Origin of the sequence: Corynebacterium sp. HS2168-gen11 (genome assembly GCF_024834075.1) — a bacterium.
In the GTDB taxonomy this organism is placed as follows: domain Bacteria; phylum Actinomycetota; class Actinomycetes; order Mycobacteriales; family Mycobacteriaceae; genus Corynebacterium.
In genome coordinates this window covers 1-17,096 of record NZ_JANUXR010000011.1, presented here as the reverse complement: position 1 = coordinate 17,096, position 17,096 = coordinate 1, and the positions used below count along the sequence as shown (strand labels likewise).

General features: G+C 52.6%; 15 protein-coding genes. 13 read left to right on the top strand and 2 right to left on the bottom strand.

Annotated features, from left to right (window positions below; all coding sequences use genetic code 11):
- Nucleotide 1: 1 nt before the first annotated feature.
- The 12 genes from NXS99_RS08400 to ppk2 all read left to right on the top strand — a co-directional run bounded on the left by NXS99_RS08400 (nt 2) and on the right by ppk2 (nt 12,955).
- The gene (locus tag NXS99_RS08400) at nt 2-2,038 is read left to right on the top strand and encodes a dipeptide/oligopeptide/nickel ABC transporter permease/ATP-binding protein (RefSeq protein ID WP_396124850.1); all 2,037 of its coding nucleotides are present in this window, start codon (nt 2-4) and stop codon (nt 2,036-2,038) included.
- Between the two features lie 30 nt (nt 2,039-2,068).
- Nucleotides 2,069-2,872, top strand: coding sequence for an ABC transporter ATP-binding protein (locus NXS99_RS08395; RefSeq protein ID WP_259288227.1), 804 nt, complete (start codon nt 2,069-2,071; stop codon nt 2,870-2,872).
- A gap of 105 nt (nt 2,873-2,977) precedes the next feature.
- Nucleotides 2,978-3,895 (top strand): dihydrodipicolinate synthase family protein, encoded by a 918-nt coding sequence (locus tag NXS99_RS08390; protein WP_259288226.1) that lies wholly within the window; start codon nt 2,978-2,980, stop codon nt 3,893-3,895.
- A 48-nt stretch (nt 3,896-3,943) separates the two neighbouring features.
- A complete protein-coding gene (locus NXS99_RS08385) occupies nt 3,944-4,633 on the top strand; it encodes an N-acetylmannosamine-6-phosphate 2-epimerase (RefSeq protein WP_259288225.1) in 690 nt (229 codons plus the stop codon).
- A gap of 50 nt (nt 4,634-4,683) precedes the next feature.
- Nucleotides 4,684-5,370: a FadR/GntR family transcriptional regulator gene (locus NXS99_RS08380; protein WP_259288224.1), complete on the top strand. Its 687-nt coding sequence runs from the start codon at nt 4,684-4,686 to the stop codon at nt 5,368-5,370.
- A 49-nt stretch (nt 5,371-5,419) separates the two neighbouring features.
- Nucleotides 5,420-6,298: an ROK family protein gene (locus NXS99_RS08375; RefSeq protein WP_259288223.1), complete on the top strand. Its 879-nt coding sequence runs from the start codon at nt 5,420-5,422 to the stop codon at nt 6,296-6,298.
- Between the two features lie 5 nt (nt 6,299-6,303).
- Complete coding sequence (locus tag NXS99_RS08370; RefSeq protein ID WP_259288222.1) at nt 6,304-7,434, top strand: N-acetylglucosamine-6-phosphate deacetylase; 1,131 nt, start codon at nt 6,304-6,306, stop codon at nt 7,432-7,434.
- A gap of 12 nt (nt 7,435-7,446) precedes the next feature.
- Nucleotides 7,447-8,220: a glucosamine-6-phosphate deaminase gene (nagB, locus tag NXS99_RS08365; RefSeq protein WP_259288221.1), complete on the top strand. Its 774-nt coding sequence runs from the start codon at nt 7,447-7,449 to the stop codon at nt 8,218-8,220.
- 61 nt (nt 8,221-8,281) lie between these two features.
- A complete protein-coding gene (gene rsmA, locus NXS99_RS08360; protein ID WP_259288220.1) occupies nt 8,282-9,148 on the top strand; it encodes a 16S rRNA (adenine(1518)-N(6)/adenine(1519)-N(6))-dimethyltransferase RsmA in 867 nt (288 codons plus the stop codon).
- Nucleotides 9,138-10,052: a 4-(cytidine 5'-diphospho)-2-C-methyl-D-erythritol kinase gene (locus tag NXS99_RS08355; RefSeq protein WP_259288275.1), complete on the top strand. Its 915-nt coding sequence runs from the start codon at nt 9,138-9,140 to the stop codon at nt 10,050-10,052. Before rsmA ends, NXS99_RS08355 begins: the two co-directional genes overlap by 11 nt.
- Nucleotides 10,040-11,830: an ABC-F family ATP-binding cassette domain-containing protein gene (locus tag NXS99_RS08350; RefSeq protein WP_259288219.1), complete on the top strand. Its 1,791-nt coding sequence runs from the start codon at nt 10,040-10,042 to the stop codon at nt 11,828-11,830. Before NXS99_RS08355 ends, NXS99_RS08350 begins: the two co-directional genes overlap by 13 nt.
- A 288-nt stretch (nt 11,831-12,118) precedes the next feature.
- Nucleotides 12,119-12,955, top strand: coding sequence for a polyphosphate kinase 2 (gene ppk2, locus NXS99_RS08345; protein ID WP_259288218.1), 837 nt, complete (start codon nt 12,119-12,121; stop codon nt 12,953-12,955).
- Nucleotides 12,956-13,037: 82 nt separating this feature from the next.
- Here ppk2 and NXS99_RS08340 read toward each other — a convergent pair whose 3' ends face one another.
- Both NXS99_RS08340 and NXS99_RS08335 read right to left on the bottom strand, forming a co-directional pair.
- Nucleotides 13,038-13,850 (bottom strand): HAD family hydrolase, encoded by an 813-nt coding sequence (locus tag NXS99_RS08340; RefSeq protein WP_259288217.1) that lies wholly within the window; start codon nt 13,848-13,850, stop codon nt 13,038-13,040.
- A gap of 52 nt (nt 13,851-13,902) precedes the next feature.
- Nucleotides 13,903-15,009 carry a DUF6882 domain-containing protein gene (locus NXS99_RS08335; protein WP_259288216.1) on the bottom strand — a complete coding sequence of 369 codons (1,107 nt, stop codon included), beginning with the start codon at nt 15,007-15,009 and terminating at the stop codon, nt 13,903-13,905.
- A 343-nt stretch (nt 15,010-15,352) separates the two neighbouring features.
- Here NXS99_RS08335 and NXS99_RS08330 point away from each other — a divergent pair, with 343 nt between their 5' ends.
- Nucleotides 15,353-16,972 (top strand): dienelactone hydrolase family protein, encoded by a 1,620-nt coding sequence (locus tag NXS99_RS08330; RefSeq protein ID WP_259288215.1) that lies wholly within the window; start codon nt 15,353-15,355, stop codon nt 16,970-16,972.
- The last annotated feature ends 124 nt before the right edge of the window (nt 16,973-17,096 follow it).

The window sequence follows — 17,096 nt, the reverse complement described above, 5'->3', positions numbered from 1 at the left end:
GATACGCAAAAAGAAGACAGAAAAGCTCAGTGTTCCTGGCCTTCGGCTCAAGAAATCAAATCTGCCACTTGGTTCCCGCATCGCCGTCGGTGTGCTCTTCCTGGTCATTCTCATGGCGATCTTTGCGCCACTGATCTCGAAGTTCGATCCATTGGCAACCTCACTTCCATTCGAAGCCGACCTCGTCGGTGCAGAACGCGCAGCTGACGCCACTTCACCAGTGGTTGCGCCAGACGGAGTCTTCTGGTTTGGTACTGACGCAACTGGCCGTGACATCTTCGCTCGTGTCGCTTATGGAGCTCGCTACTCTCTGGCAATCGGTTTGCTCTCGACCGCAATGGCACTCTGCGTTGCTGCAGTCTTGGGCTCCATCGCTGCAACCGCAGGCAAGGTTGTCTCCGAAATCCTGATGCGCGTGCTTGACATCATCATGTCTTTCCCAGGCATCGCACTGGTCGCAGTGTTCGTGGCATCCCTTGGCAAGTCCATCGGTGTGATCGTGTTCTCCATCGGCTTCCTTTATATCCCACAGCTGTCACGTATTATTCGTGCAAACGTTTTGTCGCAGTTCGGTGAAGACTACGTTTCTGCAAGCAAGGTGATGGGTGCTCGTACTTCTTGGATTCTGTTCAAGCACGTCGCTCGTAACACCATCGCTCCAATTATGGTGTTCGCAACCGTGCTCGTGGCAGACGCTATTGTGCTCGAAGCTTCCCTGTCCTTCATCCAAGCCGGTGTGCAGCCACCAAACCCTTCATGGGGTAATATCCTCGCTGATGGTAAGCAGCTGCTGACTTCCGGTTACTGGTGGCCAACCTTCTTCCCAGGTTTGATGATTTTGCTGACCACCTTGTCCCTGAACGTCCTGTCTGAAGGCTTGACCGACGCACTGGCTGCACCACGTGCTCGCGTGAATAAGAAGGCCGCAGTTGTGACCGAAGAAGAGTTTGAGAAGCACAATGCCAAGATTGTTGCAGAGCATGTTCGCCAGCAAGACTCCTTGGCAGAGCGCCTCGGTGCACTGCGTACCTCTGAGCTGAAGCGTACTGACCGCTTGAAGCTGACCCCAGAACAAGAAGCTGCAGCTCCATTGCTCGATGTTCGCAATCTGTCGATTAAGTTCCCAGGCGCTCACGGTGATGTTGCAATCGTTGACAATGTTTCCTTCTCAGTTCGCCCAAGTGAGACGATGGGTCTGGTGGGTGAGTCTGGTTGTGGTAAGTCCATTACTGCAATGACCATCATGGGTCTGCTGCCAGATACTGCTGAGATTTCCGGTGAGATCTTCTTCGAAGGCAAGCAATTAGTTGGTATGTCGCCAAAGGAGCACAACGAACTGCGCGGCCATGAGATTGCAATGATCTACCAGGATGCATTGTCCTCCTTGAACCCATCGATGCTGATCTCTGCTCAGATGAAGCAGCTGACCAAGCGCGGTGGTACTCGTACTGCAGAAGAACTGCTGGAGCTGGTAGGTCTTGACCCAGTTCGTACCTTGAAGTCTTATCCACACGAGCTTTCCGGTGGCCAGCGTCAGCGCGTGCTGATCGCTATGGCACTGACTCGCGATCCAAAGCTGGTCATTGCCGACGAACCAACGACCGCACTGGACGTGACGGTGCAAAAGCAAGTTATCGACTTGCTGCACGATCTGCAGCAGAAGCTTGGCTTCGCAATGGTGTTCGTGTCACACGACTTGGCTCTGGTTGCATCGGTTTCGCACCGCGTGACCGTGATGTACGCTGGCCAGATTGTCGAACAGGCTCCAACCGAAGAACTGATGACCAACACCACCCACGAGTATTCCAAGGGTCTGCTGGGTGCTGTGCTTTCCATCGAATCCGGTGCTGGTCACCTCCACCAGGTTCCAGGTACAGTGCCTTCACCACGCGAGTTCGTCAAGGGCGACCGTTTCGCACCACGTTCTTCGCACCCAACTGTAGGTTTGGAGACTCGCCCAGTGATGGTCGAGGTCGGTCCACAGCACTGGTATGCAGAACTGCCTGAGCTGCTTGATCAAAAGTCCAAGTCCGAATAAAGAGTTTGAAATTCCACTAGGAGGAATATCATGACATCACCTCAAGACGTACCAGTTATTGAACTGCGTAACGTACATGTGATCCATACCTCGCGTACCGGCAAACTCTTCCGGCCGGACAAAGTCCATGCAGTCAACGACGTCTCCATGAAGGTCTTTAAGGGCAAGACCTTAGGCCTGGTGGGAGAGTCCGGTTGTGGTAAGTCAACCACCGCACGCGTTATGGTTGGTCTACAAAAGCCAACCAAGGGCGAAGTCTTGTTCCGCGGCCAGCCAGCAAAATTCAATGGTGCAGGTCGCAAAGAGATCGGTCGTGCAGTTTCCGTGGTGTTCCAGGACCCTGCTACCGCATTGAACCCTCGCATGGTGGTGCGCGATCAGCTTATCGACCCATTGAAAGTTCATGGCATCGGCACTCCAGAATCTCGTGTTGAGCGAGTAAAGGAACTGCTCGATTTGGTTGGTTTGCCACAATCTGCTCTCGACGTGCTTCCTCGTCAGATCTCTGGTGGTCAGCGCCAGCGTGTGGCAATTGCCCGTGCATTGGTGCTCGAGCCTGACGTCATTATCGCCGACGAACCAACCTCCGCTTTGGACGTGTCTGTTCGCGCACAGGTGCTGAACCTGCTCACCGAACTTAAAGACAAGCTGAATCTTGGTCTGGTCTTTATTTCTCACGACATTAATACAGTCCGATTTATTTCAGACCGTATCGCCGTGATGTATAAAGGCAAGGTTATGGAAGAACAATCTACTTATGACATCTTCCACAACCCACATGAAGATTACACGCGCATGCTGCTCTCAGCTGTGCCATCGTTGATCCAAGAATAAGATCAACATTTTTACACGTGGCGGCGGAGTAGTCGTCGCCACGTGTACATACCCATACTTTTTAAGCAGTACCTTCAAAACTTCAAAGAAAGGTCCATGATCACCATGTCTCACGATTTTCGCGGTGTCATTCCTCCACTCGTAACCCCATTGCTTGAGGATGGTTCCTTCGATCGCGAAAGCTACAAGCGCCTCGTCGATAAGCTTATCGACGCAGGTTGCCACGGTCTTTTTGTGTTGGGTTCATCCGGCGAGGTGGTATTTTCCACCGATGAGCGTCGTCGTGAAATTATTGAAGCGGCTGTGGAATTCAACGCAGGCCGCGTCCCAGTGTTGGTTGGTTGCATCGATACTGAAACCAACCGTGTGATTGAGCATGCAAAGGTTGCGAAGGAATTGGGTGCTGACGCAATTGTCGTCACTGCTCCTTTCTACGCACTGCAGGGTTTGGAAGAAGTTGAGCGTCACTTCCGTTTGATCCACGAAGCGATCGACCTTCCAATTTTCGCATATGACATTCCAGTGTGCGTACACTTCAAGCTGCCTCACACCCTGCTGGTGAAGCTGGGCAAGGAAGGCGTGCTTGCAGGTGTGAAGGATTCCTCTGGCGATGACGTATCGTTCCGTTTCTTGGTGCAAGACAATGAGCGTGCCGGCCATCCACTGACCGTGCTCACCGGCCATGAGGTGGTTGTTGACGGTGCATACCTCTCTGGTGCTGATGGCTCAGTTCCTGGTCTGGGCAATGTTGACCCAGCTGGCTATGTTCGCCAGTGGAATGCATACCAGGCCGGTGACTGGGAAGCTGTGAAGGCTGAGCAGGAGCGTTTGGCTGACTTGATGCGCATTGTCTTCGTACCAAAGAACTTCCAGGGCTATGGTGCAGGTGTTGGCTCCTTCAAGAGTGCTTTGAAGGCACAGGGTGTGTTCACCACCAATACCATGCCGGCTCCAGTTCGCAGCCAAGATGAAGAGACCATTGCTGGTATCTCTGAGATCTTGAAGGCGCAGGGCGTACTGTAATCCAGTTGGTCGCAAGTAGCGTCGAAAAGCAACATTAAAGGAAGTATTATGAGCACGGATCTCGCGAGTATTATTGAGCAAACCAAAGGTTTGATCGTCAGTTGCCAGGCATATCCTGGTGAGCCACTGCGTACCCCAGAAGTAACTGCACGTATGTGTCAAGCAGTTGTGGAAGGTGGGGCAGCAGCGGTTCGTGTGCAAGGTGTGGTCGACATTAGTGCCGCACGTCAGGCTGTTGAAGTCCCAGTTGTTGGATTGATTAAGTACGGACATGAAGGCGTGTATATCACCCCTTCGATGGCACACGCTCGCGCAAGTGCACTTGCTGGCGCCAATATTGTTGCAATCGACGCTACCGATCGTCCACGCCTGGGGAATGAATCATTTGCTGATGCAGTTCGTATGATTCACGAAAAATTCCCAGGGGTGGCAGTCATGGCCGATTGTGGTTGCCTCGATGATGCACTGCGTGCTGAGGATGCCGGTGCTGATTTGATTGGTACCACCTTGGCTGGTTATACAGGCGCTCGCGAAAAGACTCCTGGTCCAGACTTTGAGTTTATTGATCAGGTCGTTGCAAGAATTACCAAGCCTATTATTGTTGAAGGTCGCATTCATACCGTGGCAGACTTGGCCGAGGTATTTAAGCGCCCAATCCATGCCGCATGTGTTGGCACTGCGATTACCCACCCAACGTCAATCACGCGGTGGTTTACCGAATCAGTTCCACAGGCATAAAGGATTTTGACATTCCCCCACACATTGACCGACTCGAAAGGACGATTTCTATGGCTCCCAGCACGACACAGCAGGCAGTAGAAGGAATTGAAAAGTTCATTCGAGATCACGGTTTGCGTGTGGGGGATGTTTTGCCTTCTGAAACCACGCTGTGTGAGGCGTTGAATTGCTCTCGCAGTTCGGTTCGTGAGGCAATGCGTACCCTGCAATCACTCGATATTGTTGAAATTCGACGTGGTCAAGGTACTTTTATTTCAAAAATGAGTATGAGCCCACTCGTTCGCGGGATGGTGCTACGCGTAACACTGGATACGAATAACTCAGTCACGCACTTATTAGAAGTGGTCGCAACCAGGGAAGCGTTTGAAACCTTTATGGCTCAAGAGCTTATTGATAGTCACACTGCAGAAACTATCGAACAGATGTATGCAACTGTGGCAGCGATGCGCACGAGTTACGAGGATCATGGCAATTTCACCAAGGAAGATCGCCAATTCCACGCACAGTTGCTAGCACCAACGTCGAATAAGTTTATTTGTGAGCTGTCCGATTCACTATGGCAGATTCATGCCCAAACAGTTCCAATGTTGAACCTGGATATTTCCAGTGATTTTGAACGCACTATTGATTCTCATGCAGATATGGTCATAGCAATCGAGCAAAAAGATATTGAGGCGCTGCGCCAAGCTGTTCATCGCCACTACATCCCATTGCACGAAGCTGTGGCAAAACTGTAAATAACTTCATATTTATCCTTTCCACTTCTTTTTCAAGGATTTTTTCATCATGGTCACTATTGCAGTAGATATTGGCGGTACCAAGATTGCTACCGGCATTGTGCTCGATTCCGATCCAACACAAGTCATGTTTCGGGCTGAGCGTCCAACCCGAGCGCAAGAAGGCGGTGACGTTGTCGTTGGGGAAGTCATCGCTGCAATTCAACAACTGCAAGAAGTCGCCACCGAACATGACCTTGTACCCGTTCGGATTGGTATCGGTGCCCCAGGTGTCGTTGGCGAAGGGAAAATCTTATATGCCGGCCCAACTATGCCAGGATGGGCGGGAACAGAATTAAGCTCCGTGATCGAAGCCGCCACTTCATTGCCAGTTGCCTTGCATAATGATGTGCGCGTGATGGGCCTTGGTGAAGCAGTGTACGGCGTCGGTGAAGATAAAGAAGTGCTGTTCGTTTCCATCGGTACCGGTATTGGTGGTGCGCTGATTCGCAATGGCAAGCTGGTGGATTCCCCACATTTCTCACGCGGTGAAATTGCGTATATCTTAGGCCCAACCCCTGCAGGTGGTTGCGACATCATTGAAAATATCGGTGCCGGACCTGCCATGTCGAAAGCATATGGCGCACCATCCTTGCACCCAGTCATGGATGATTATCGCAATGGCGTCCCACAAGCGGTGGAATTATTTGATCAATCGCAACAGTGTGTAGGACGCGGCATTGCTGGATTCGTGAATGCTTTCGACGTAGACGCTATCGTGTTAGGTGGAGGAGTTGGTACTCTTCCAGAAACCCTTCGGCCATTCGAGGCTGGTTTGCGCGAAGGACTGATTGGTTCATTAAAAGATGTAGCATGCACGCAGGCTACGCTTGGAACAAATGCACCATTAGTTGGTGCAGCATATCTTGCACGTACACAGGAGCAATGATTATTGTGACCACTTTTCTTGGTCGAGTTGTCAATGACGATGGTGTGACACCAGCACAACTGACAGTTACAGACGGCATTATTACCGCAATCACTCCGCTGGAAACCGCTGATGAGTCCTTGCCGCTGATATTCCCAGGTTTCACCGATATTCATAATCATGGTGGCGCAGGAGAGTCCTTTCCAAATTCAGATCTGGAAGGCTGCCGCAAGGCCGCTCGTCACCACGCACTGCACGGCACAACCTCCTTGGTGGCGTCCTTGGTTTCGGCAACGGAAGAAGTCCTGACGCGCCAAACTGAGATCTTGGCGCAGCTTGCCGACGAAGGCGAGATTGTCGGCATTCATCTGGAAGGCCCATTCATTAACCACAGCAAGTGTGGTGCTCAGGATCCAGATGCGATCATTCCAGGTGATCCAGACATGCTGGATCGCATTGCAACCGTTGGTCGTGGACATGTTCGTTCGATTACCTTCGCCCCTGAAACCGCACATGCCCGCGAATTGGTTGACGTGTGTGTCAAGCACAATATTATTGTTTCCCTCGGCCATACCGCAGGTGATGCGGCAACCACCTGGGAAATCATTCAGTATGGTTTGGAGAAGGGCGCCACGATTACCGCAACGCACTTGTTTAATGCCATGCCACAAATCCATCACCGTGAACCAGGTGCCACAACTGCGCTTATCGACGCAGCTGAACAAGGCCTGGTCACCGTAGAATTAGTTGCTGATGGCGTGCACCTGGATGATCATATTGTCAATATGGTGCGTAACGCTTCACCAAAATATTCCATGTTTGTGACCGATGCAATGGCTGCAGCTGGCCTTGGTGATGGCGACTACGTGCTGGGAGCTTTGCCGGTTACGGTTGCAGACGGTGTGGCTCGATTAACCCATGGCGGTGCGATTGCCGGTGGTACTTCGGTGATTCTGGAACAGCTGAAGCGTCACACTACCAATGGTTGGGATCTGGAAGATATGATCCCGCTGGTCACGGCGAATGCAGCACAACTGTTGGGCACCAATGCTGGTGGCTTGGAAGTTGGCCGCGATGCTGACTTCATTATTATGAACGACAATTTTGAGATCGAGTCCGTGTACCGTCGCGGACAGAAACTTTCTTCAACGCTTTAAAGGAGCCCTTTCATGGAGATCATTATTCTTCCAACCGCTGATGACGTAGCAAAGGTTGCAGCAGATATTTACGAGCGCTATGCCCGTGCTGGTAAGACTTTGGGCCTGGCAACTGGCTCCACCCCGGTGGCAATGTATAAGGAACTGATTCGCCGCCACAAGGAAGAAGGCTTAAGCTTTGCTGATTCCAAGGCATTCCTACTCGATGAGTATGTTGGCCTGCCAAAAGAGCATGAGCAAAGCTACTATGCCACGATCCGTCGTGAATTCACCAGCCACATCGATATTGATGATGCCGTCGTCAAGAGCCCTGATGGCATGGCTGAAGATATTTCCGAGGCTGGTCCAGCCTATGATGCAGCCATTAAGGAAGCTGGTGGCGTGGATATTCAGCTGCTTGGCATTGGCACCGATGGTCATATTGGTTTCAATGAGCCAGGTTCTTCGTTGGTATCGCGTACTCGCTTGAAGACCTTGCACCCACAAACCATTCAGGACAATGCACGATTCTTCGAATCTGAAGATGAAGTGCCAATTCACGTGCTGACCCAAGGCCTGGGTACCATTTCCGAGGCACGTCACCTGTTGCTATTGGCAACCGGCGAAGGCAAGGCTGATGCAGTGAAGGCAACCGTGGAAGGCGCTGTTGCAGCAGTATGCCCAGCAAGTGTGCTGCAGCTGCATCCACAAGCAACCTTGGTTATTGATGAGGCTGCTGCTTCGAAGTTGGAGCATGCTGAATATTACCGCTTCGCATATGATCATAAGCCTGCTTGGCAGCGCTAAGAATTGGTGTACCCTTTAAAAAATTTACCCGTTAGATTTTTTAAAGGGTACATTTGTTTCTATGGATAATTCCCCACATGTATCGTTACTTGGCCCAGCTGATATTCGCCAACTTGCTGAACTCGTTGATGTGAATCCTACGAAGAAATTAGGACAGAACTTTTTACACGATCCGAATACTGTTCGCATGATTGTTGCAGCAGCAGGGCTTGACGACGGCAGTGGGGAACATGTCGTTGAGGTAGGCCCAGGCCTAGGCTCTTTGACCCTTGGATTACTAGAAACCGCAACACGAGTAACAGCGGTTGAAATTGATCCGCGTCTGGCTGCTCAGTTACCGCTTACAGTTGCAAAGCGCGCTGGTAGTGTCAGCGAGAAACTGCAGTTGCTGACCCAAGATGCTCTTACAATTTCCGCAACTGATATTGACCAGCCAACTGCATTAGTGGCGAATTTGCCATATAACGTTTCAGTGCCAGTGTTGTTGCACTTTTTAGAAATTTTCCCATCCTTACAGCGAGTATTGGTGATGGTGCAAGCAGAGGTGGCAGATCGTTTGGCGGCACAGCCGGGGAATAAGATTTACGGTGTTCCAAGTGTCAAGGCCGCCTTTTATGGTGATGTTCGCAAAGCTGGGGCGATTGGAAAAAAGGTGTTCTGGCCAGAGCCGAAAATTGATTCTGGTTTAGTGCGAATTGATTGCACGCATCCGTTTGATACTTCGCTGCGTGATGAAGTGTTCCCAATTATTGATCAAGCATTTTTACAACGCCGGAAAACCTTGCGTGCAGCGTTATCTGGGTATTTTGGCTCCGGGGCTGCCGCAGAAGAAGTATTGTTGCGTGCCGGTATTGATCCAACACTGCGTGGTGAAAAATTAACAGTGGATGATTTTGTGAAGATCGCTGAGGCGCATCATCGTGGCTGAGGTACAAGCGATTGCGCATGGGAAAGTGAACCTGCACCTTGGCGTCGGCAAGCTGCGCGAAGATGGCTATCATGATTTAGTCACTATTTTTCAATCAGTTGCATTACACGATGTGCTCACGGTCCGCACGGTCGATGGGCCAGGTGGCGTGCAGAAGTTGAGTTGTTCGCAGGCGGGAGTGCCGCTTGATCACACGAATTTGGCGTGGCGAGCGGCAGCAACTGTGCTTGAGCAGTATGCGCAAGCATCTGGGAAACCAGCGCCGTCGGTTGAGTTGGAATTGCACAAGGGTATCCCAACTGCAGGTGGAATGGCAGGTGGTAGCGCGGATGCAGCTGCAGCTTTGGTTGCGTGCAATCATTTACTGGGGAATCCTTTCGATCGCACACAATTATTAACCTGGGCGGCAGCGCTGGGTTCGGATGTGCCATTTACCCTTATGGGCGGCACTGCCCTTGGTACCGGTCGCGGGGAAGTGCTGACGCCGGTACTCACGCGTACAACCTTGCATTTTGCACTTGCCTTTGCACGTGAGGGCTTATCGACGCCGGCCGTGTTCCGCAAACTGGATTCACTTGCGCACACCCCGCACCTGACAACCACGGCATTACAACAAGCCCTTCTTCGTGGCGATGTGGAGCAGGTTGCTGCGCATATTCATAATGATATGCAACCAGCGGCGTTGTCTTTAGCGCCAGGATTGCGACGCACCTTAGAAGTTGGCACTGCAGCAGGTGCCCTGGCGGGGTTCGTGTCTGGTTCTGGACCAACGTGTGCGTTTGTGTGTGCCAGCGAAAATGACGCACACATTGTGGCACAAGAGCTCGCAGAAGTCGCGCAAGTTACAACAACTACTGGGGTCACGACAGGTGCCCATGTGAAAGGTGAACCATGGCCAATCTGATCAATCTGGAAAATGTTTCCAAATCATTTGGACTTAAAACTCTCCTCGATGCAGTCAGCCTTGGTATTCAAACCGGCGATCGCATCGGTGTAGTTGGGCTTAATGGTGGTGGCAAAACTACCTTGCTGGAAATCTTAACTGGCATTGAACCACCTGATAGTGGGCGAGTGAGCCACAATTCTGAGCTGCGCATGGCGGTGGTGACCCAACGTGCCGAGCTTGACCCTGCAGCAACGATTGCGGATGTTGTGATTGCACCGCTTGGGCTGGAAACCTTCCAATGGGCTTCGGATGCGAAAGTTCGTGAGGTTTTACAGGGCCTTGGCATTGCAGATCTTGGCCTAGAGACGCAAGTAGGATCACTTTCTGGTGGCGAGCGCCGCCGCGTCAATTTGGCGGCAGCCTTGGTGAAAGAACTTGACTTGGTCATCCTCGACGAACCTACCAACCACCTCGATGTGGAAGGTGTGCAGTGGTTGGCAAGCTATTTATTAGCACGTTCGATTGCCATTGTGGTGGTCACTCACGACCGCTGGTTCTTAGATACCGTGGCCACGAAAACATGGGAAGTCCATGATGGGAAAGTTGATACCTATGAGGGCGGCTATAATGACTGGATTTTTGCTCGGGCTGAACGTGCGCGCCAAAGTGATGCAATGGAGCAGCGGCGCAAGAATTTAGCGCGCAAAGAATTAGCGTGGTTGCGGCGTGGTGCGCCAGCGCGAACCTCTAAGCCGCGGTATCGCATTGAAACAGCAGAAGCCTTAATTGCAGATGTGCCGCCACCGCGCGATAGCGTGGAACTGATGTCCTTTGCCAAGCAGCGCCAAGGCAAAGTGGTGGTCGAACTTGAAGACGCCCAGATTCAAACCCCTGATGGGCGAGTGCTGGTTGACAATTTGACCTGGAGACTTGGCCCTGGTGAACGAATTGGTGTTGTGGGTGTCAATGGTTCAGGTAAAACCACCTTGTTGCGCGCATTAGCCGGTGTGCATGAAATCAGTGCTGGTAAACGCATTGAAGGGCGCACAGTTCGCCTTGGTTGGTTGCGTCAGGAGCTTGACGATCTCGATCCGGACTTGCGATTGCTTGATGCGGTGGAGCAGATCGCAAGCTACGTCCAATTAGGGAAAAAAGAACTCAGCGCCTCCCAATTGGCTGAGCGCTTAGGGTTTTCTGCCAAACGCCAGCGCACCCCGGTCGGTGATTTATCAGGTGGCGAACGCCGCAGGTTACAGCTCACGCGCGTGTTAATGGCTGAGCCAAACCTGTTGCTTCTCGACGAGCCCACCAACGATCTTGATATTGATACATTGCAAGAACTGGAGTCCCTGCTGGATAGCTGGGCAGGTACCTTGGTGGTCATTTCACACGATCGCTACTTGATTGAGCGTATTGCAGATTCCACCTGGGCGTTGTTCGGCGATGGGACACTGACGAATTTGCCTGGTGGTATTGACGAGTACTTGCAGCGTCGTCAAGCAATGCTGCGCGATAAAGCAGAGGTGAGCCCAACACGCGCGACCGATGCGGCCACAGTGGTGACCAGCGGCTTGGATGCGGCAACCAGGCGCAAGATGGAAAAGGAAATGAAGTCGCTGGAGCGCAAGATTGAAAAGCTGCGCGGGCAGTTAGGCGATATTGACGCTCAGATGTTAGCTGCTGCGACGGATCTTGAAACTTTGACGCAGCTGAGCCAAGACGCGCAAAATGTGCGCGATGAGCTCGATGAGCTTGAAATGGCGTGGATGGAATTAGGCGAAAGCCTGGAAGGATAGCCAAACGCTGGCCTCCGATGAGCTGGAGGCCAGCGAGGCATGATAGTTGGGCGCGCGTCAGCGACGGGTGTGCGGCGACGGGTGCCGGCCCAGCAGCGGGCACTCGGCTGCCCAGCGTCCCAGCGGCGGGTGCCACGTCGCATTGCCATGCGCACAGTTTTCGACATGCCATAAGTGGTGCGTTGGAAGTGGCAGTCATATCCTTGAGTCATGCGGATGGGGGATGAATGCCGAATATAATTGCAAAAAGTTCGACACCTAGGGGGCAGCAGGTCTAGATTGAAAGGTATGGCGAAAGAACATAAGGGACAGCCCAAACAGAGCAAACCAAAGAAACTGAAGAAAAAAGCCTATGAAGCCGAGCTGAAACGCTTGCAGGCTGAATTGGTTGAAATGCAGCAGTGGGTGGTAGAAACTGGTGCACGCGTGGTGATTATCATGGAAGGTCGCGACGCGGCTGGTAAAGGCTCCGCTATTAAGAGAATTACGCAGTACCTGAATCCACGCACCTGCCGTATTGAGGCCCTCCCAGCACCGAACTCGCGTGAACAAGGCCAGTGGTATTTCCAGCGGTATGTGGAGAAACTGCCGTCGAAAGGCGAGATCGTTATCTTCGACCGCTCCTGGTATAACCGCGCCGGTGTGGAACGCGTGATGGGATTTTGTACTTCCCAAGAGTATCGCCGCTTTTTGCACCAAGCCCCAATTTTTGAGCGCCTCCTGGTTGAAGACGGCATCATTTTGTTGAAGTATTGGTTCTCGGTTTCGGACGAAGAACAAATTGCCCGATTCAAGTCGCGCCGGAATGATCCGCTGCGCCAATGGAAGCTTTCCCCAATGGATCTGCAGTCGATCACCAGGTGGGAAGACTATTCGCGCGCGAAAGACGAGATGTTCATTCACACCGATATCCCAGCTGCGCCGTGGTACACCGTGGAAAGCGAAGACAAGAAGCGTTCCCGCATTAATGTGATCAGCCACATTTTGTCGGTCGTGCCGTACGAAAAGATTAAGCGCGAGCTGCCAGAAATTCCAAGTCGCCCACAATCCGAGCGCGATTATGAGCGCCCACCGCGGGAAGACTTCCGCTACGTGCCCGATGTGGCGCGCGGCTTAGAGCAGTAACTGCTTTTCGACGCCAAGGGCGGTTCATCAAGCACAACAACAATTATGGTCGGTTCCGAGCAAGACTTGGAACCGACCATTGTTACTGTGCGAGTAGCTGCTCTAAGACCTTGAGAACACCATGTTCTGCGTTACTTGGAGCTATGTGATCGGCAAGCTCTAAGAGTTGTGGATGAGCATTTGCCATGGCGTACGAGGTACCAGCGGTTTCGAGTAATTCATAATCATTTAAGAAATCGCCAAACGCGAGGGTTTGCTCCAACTTGATTCCCATCGCCTGTGCCAAATCCCTTAATGCAGCGCCTTTATTTGCCACTGGGTTCATCATATCGATCCAATGCTTGCCCGATACTGTGACTGTCATTGCGTCGCTGATGCCAGTGAGCAACGATTCTGCACGCAAGCTGACGTCTTCAAATGAATAGAGCGCAATCTTAATGACTTCATCGTTGACGGCAGTGTGTAAATCCTCAACTTGCGTCAGGCGTGCATAATAGCGTGCGCCTTCAGTGACAAATGCCTCATCAGTACGCGAAATAAACGCTCCATCAGTGCGGCACAAGGCAATGCCCCAATCGATGTCGGTATGCGCATCAATGACGTCAATGACGGCATGAACATCTGCTGGATTCAGCGTTGTGGTCGAAATGACTGCGCCGTCGTGGTACACCATTGTTCCATTTTCAGCTATAATCGAGAGCGGAATATCTGCTGCTTGAAATTGTTCTAACAGTGTATACAGTTGTCGACCGGAAGCTGGTGCAAACCGAATCCCTGCAGCATGCAAGCGTTGTAGCAATGGCCAAAACTGCTTTGGAATTTCATGATTCTCATCAAGCAGTGTGCCATCCATATCGGTGACAACTAAACGAATATCAGCAGCAAAAGACTTCAACGGTACTCAATACTTTCTGTGTACAACACGGACAGTTCTACCTTACTCGCAATTATTCTGAAGCAACTGGGCGCAACTGGGTATAGGCTGCCGCGGCGCGCGCCTGATCAAGCAACGGAGGCACAGGCTGGTGCAGCACATATTGACGAATTTCTGGTGTGACAGAAGGAAGGTGGAGTGGGTTGGCGTCGATAAGCACTAAGGCGCTGGTGTTTTCCGTTAATGGGACAAAAGCGTGCGTCCACATTTTTAAGATGCGTTTTGCGCAGTGCTCGACGCCAAGTTGTTGCGCGCGCTGGATCGAAAGTGAGCTGAAAAGTTCAGGGATGCCGTGCGTGACCGCGAATTCTCGGAGTAGGGATAAGTGTGGGCTCAGATGGTAGGCGAAGGTAAACGTGCCGTCAGCGATGATACCGACGACGCAGGCACGGGCGACGAAACTTTGCTCGCCAACATGAATCTTTGCTTGTTGATGATCCTGACTGAGCTCAATGCGTGGTTGCCGGAATTGTTGCTGGAAGAACAACTGGTGTTCGAGCCCGAGGTAAAAGGCATCCGCGGCGATTTCTGCCAACGACATGTCGCTGACAAGCTGCCTGCGGGCAAGATCGACCTGGCACGAATCAGCAAATACGACAGCTGAATCGGTGAGCTGAATCGGATGGGCCTCAATACCGGCAAACGCCACTAGCGCACGGTGCAGATTATAGTGGTCAGGTATGCGCGAAAGTCCACGTAGCAGCGTTTCGGCAAGCGACGGCAACGCTGTGGCATCTTGATCAGGCGTGGCCATTAAGATCGTAGCCCCGCCAATGTTATCTGGAAGCAAAAATGGTAGCGCGCCTCGATAACAGGTACGAACTGCTTGCAGGATCTCATCAGTAAGCACTGTGCCTAGAAATGGATACTGATCAAGGATCGGCTCCCACGTCACCGTTACATGGTCAGCGCCCAATTGACCAACGACCACCGCAGGAAGCTGAATCTGATTGCCATTGCCCTGAAGTTCGACCATATAGCCATGCTTGCTGGTGCTGTACCGGACAGTCGGTTGATTACCGACGAGTAAAGCGACTGCGACGTCGCGTCGTAAGGCAGCGAAAAAGCCATCCGTGAGCAACTCTTGCACGTGTTGTGGCGCTGGGAAACTAATGGGCACGAGCCAACCATCCTTATGTAACAGAGACGAACCGGATTTCCGGCCGGTGTAGGTAGCCTCGATCTTAGGGCAAAATCACGATAGATGTGCGGTGGATGACGGAGCAGGGAGTGCGGCGTGCGCAGGGTGGCGGTGATGTGTGCGCGGCTGTTGGTGGCGTGCGGCGGTGCGGGGTGGCGGTGTGTAGCAACGGTGGAACCATGAACTTGCGGCGATCCTGTCGTCGCGTGAAACGCTGATTCGCAACAACGCTACCGTGACAATGTTTTGACCTTGCACCTCATCGGGGTAGCTTATTTCCTTAATAGGTAGGTTCAGATTTTCTTGAAAGGTTCCACACCCCATGCATCACTTCCGTACCCCAATGCTCGGCGCCTGCCTCGTTGCCGGCAGCTTACTGTTAAGTGCTTGTGCACCTTCGCAAGAACCACCCGTAGCGCAGGATACGTTCGAGGCGTCTGCCCCTGCTGATGGTCCGCGTGCCGCAGCCGATCGACCACTTGCCTCAACCACCGTTTTCCTTAATACGGAAGGTACGGCCCGCATCAGCGAGGTCGACCTCGGCAATGTCGAAGAATCAGGGTATGCCACGCCTGCGCGCGGAGTCCTGGTGACCCCAACGTCCCCTATTAAGGAAATGCCGCTGATTATTGTCAGTCATCTGCGCGCGCCGGGTTGCGGCGAGCTGGAATTCGCCTATCCGTGTGCCGACGGCTCGGAACCTACGCGTTTCGACCGTGGCATGATTCCATTCGGCGAGCGCCTTGCCGAGGCCGGTTACAGCGTGCTGATTCCTGATGTTACCGGGGTGTTTGTGGGGGCCGACGTCGATAAGCCGTATGATCAAGCAAAAATGTGGAACAGCCTCGTTGGCAAGCTTGTCGACGCTGTCACCACCGATACCACCGGGGAAACCGATATTTTCCAATCTGAACTGGCCGACCGTGTCGATACGCAGACAATCGGGTTGATGCTGCATTCGCGTTCGGCAAGCCTGGCGAATAGCGCCGCGGAGTTTTTAGGTGCGGACAAGGTGAAATCCATTCTCACCTACGGTGGAGCATATGACACCTTCGACAAGGAGTCGTTCTCGCCGCCAGTTGTTGATATTCCGTATTTGGGAATCGTTGGTGAACTTGACGGCGACGTTGCCTACTCCGCCCACCAATGGCTGAGCGAATACCTCGAACAGCCTCGGCAAAACCCAGCGCAGATTGCTGTTGTGCCAGGGTTTGGGCACCTGCTGATTAATCAAGCCGCAGTCGAAAATGGTCAAGATGACCGGATTGGCTGCGAAACGCTCGATTGTCCTAATGGGGAGGAGCATCAGCGGTTTGTGGCGCAGGCGGCCATCGACTGGTTCAACACCTCCATTAAGGAAATTGAGAACGAAATTGCCTGGCGTAATGAGCAGCTCCTCCCGCCGACGCTTGCAGGTGTGCCGGTGCGCTGGCTCGCCGCTACCCCAGGTACGCAAGTCACGCGCATTCCAGCCACCGCGTTTACCCCAACCTCGCCCAATAGCGCAACGCAGTGCCACCACGTCGACCCGATGAGCCCTAGCGATGAACCAGATGCCTGCCCATTGCCTGAAAACGGCGTGGTCTACTCCGTCGCAGACATCATTCAGCTTGGCGACGCCACTGCAACCACCACAATCCCGCACCCCACCACAATGGCCATTCATCTCAATCCAATTGGTGACACGAATGATCCAAACCTCGAGAATCAGCTTGTTGTTGAACTCGAGCTTGATGATGGTCAGCGGATTGTTCAGCACATAACAGCAGACGACTCCCCATTAAGGAATTTGGCGACGGCAGAAGTCAACGGAACGTACATCACAACCACGATCCGTTTGCCAATCGGTGACCTGACCGCTGGACGTGACGTTGTCTCGATCAAACTTGCAACTCCTAATGGTGGAAAGACAGTGGAGGTCTTGGGAGTAGATTTCTCCTAACCATTAAGGAAATCCGCTTGGCATTGACTGTCAGGCGGATTTTTCTATGTCCAGGTTTAGACGGGATGGGGAGGGGTGGGTGTGACGGTGGCGGCGCGGCGCCGGGTTGCTGGCTGTCAACGAT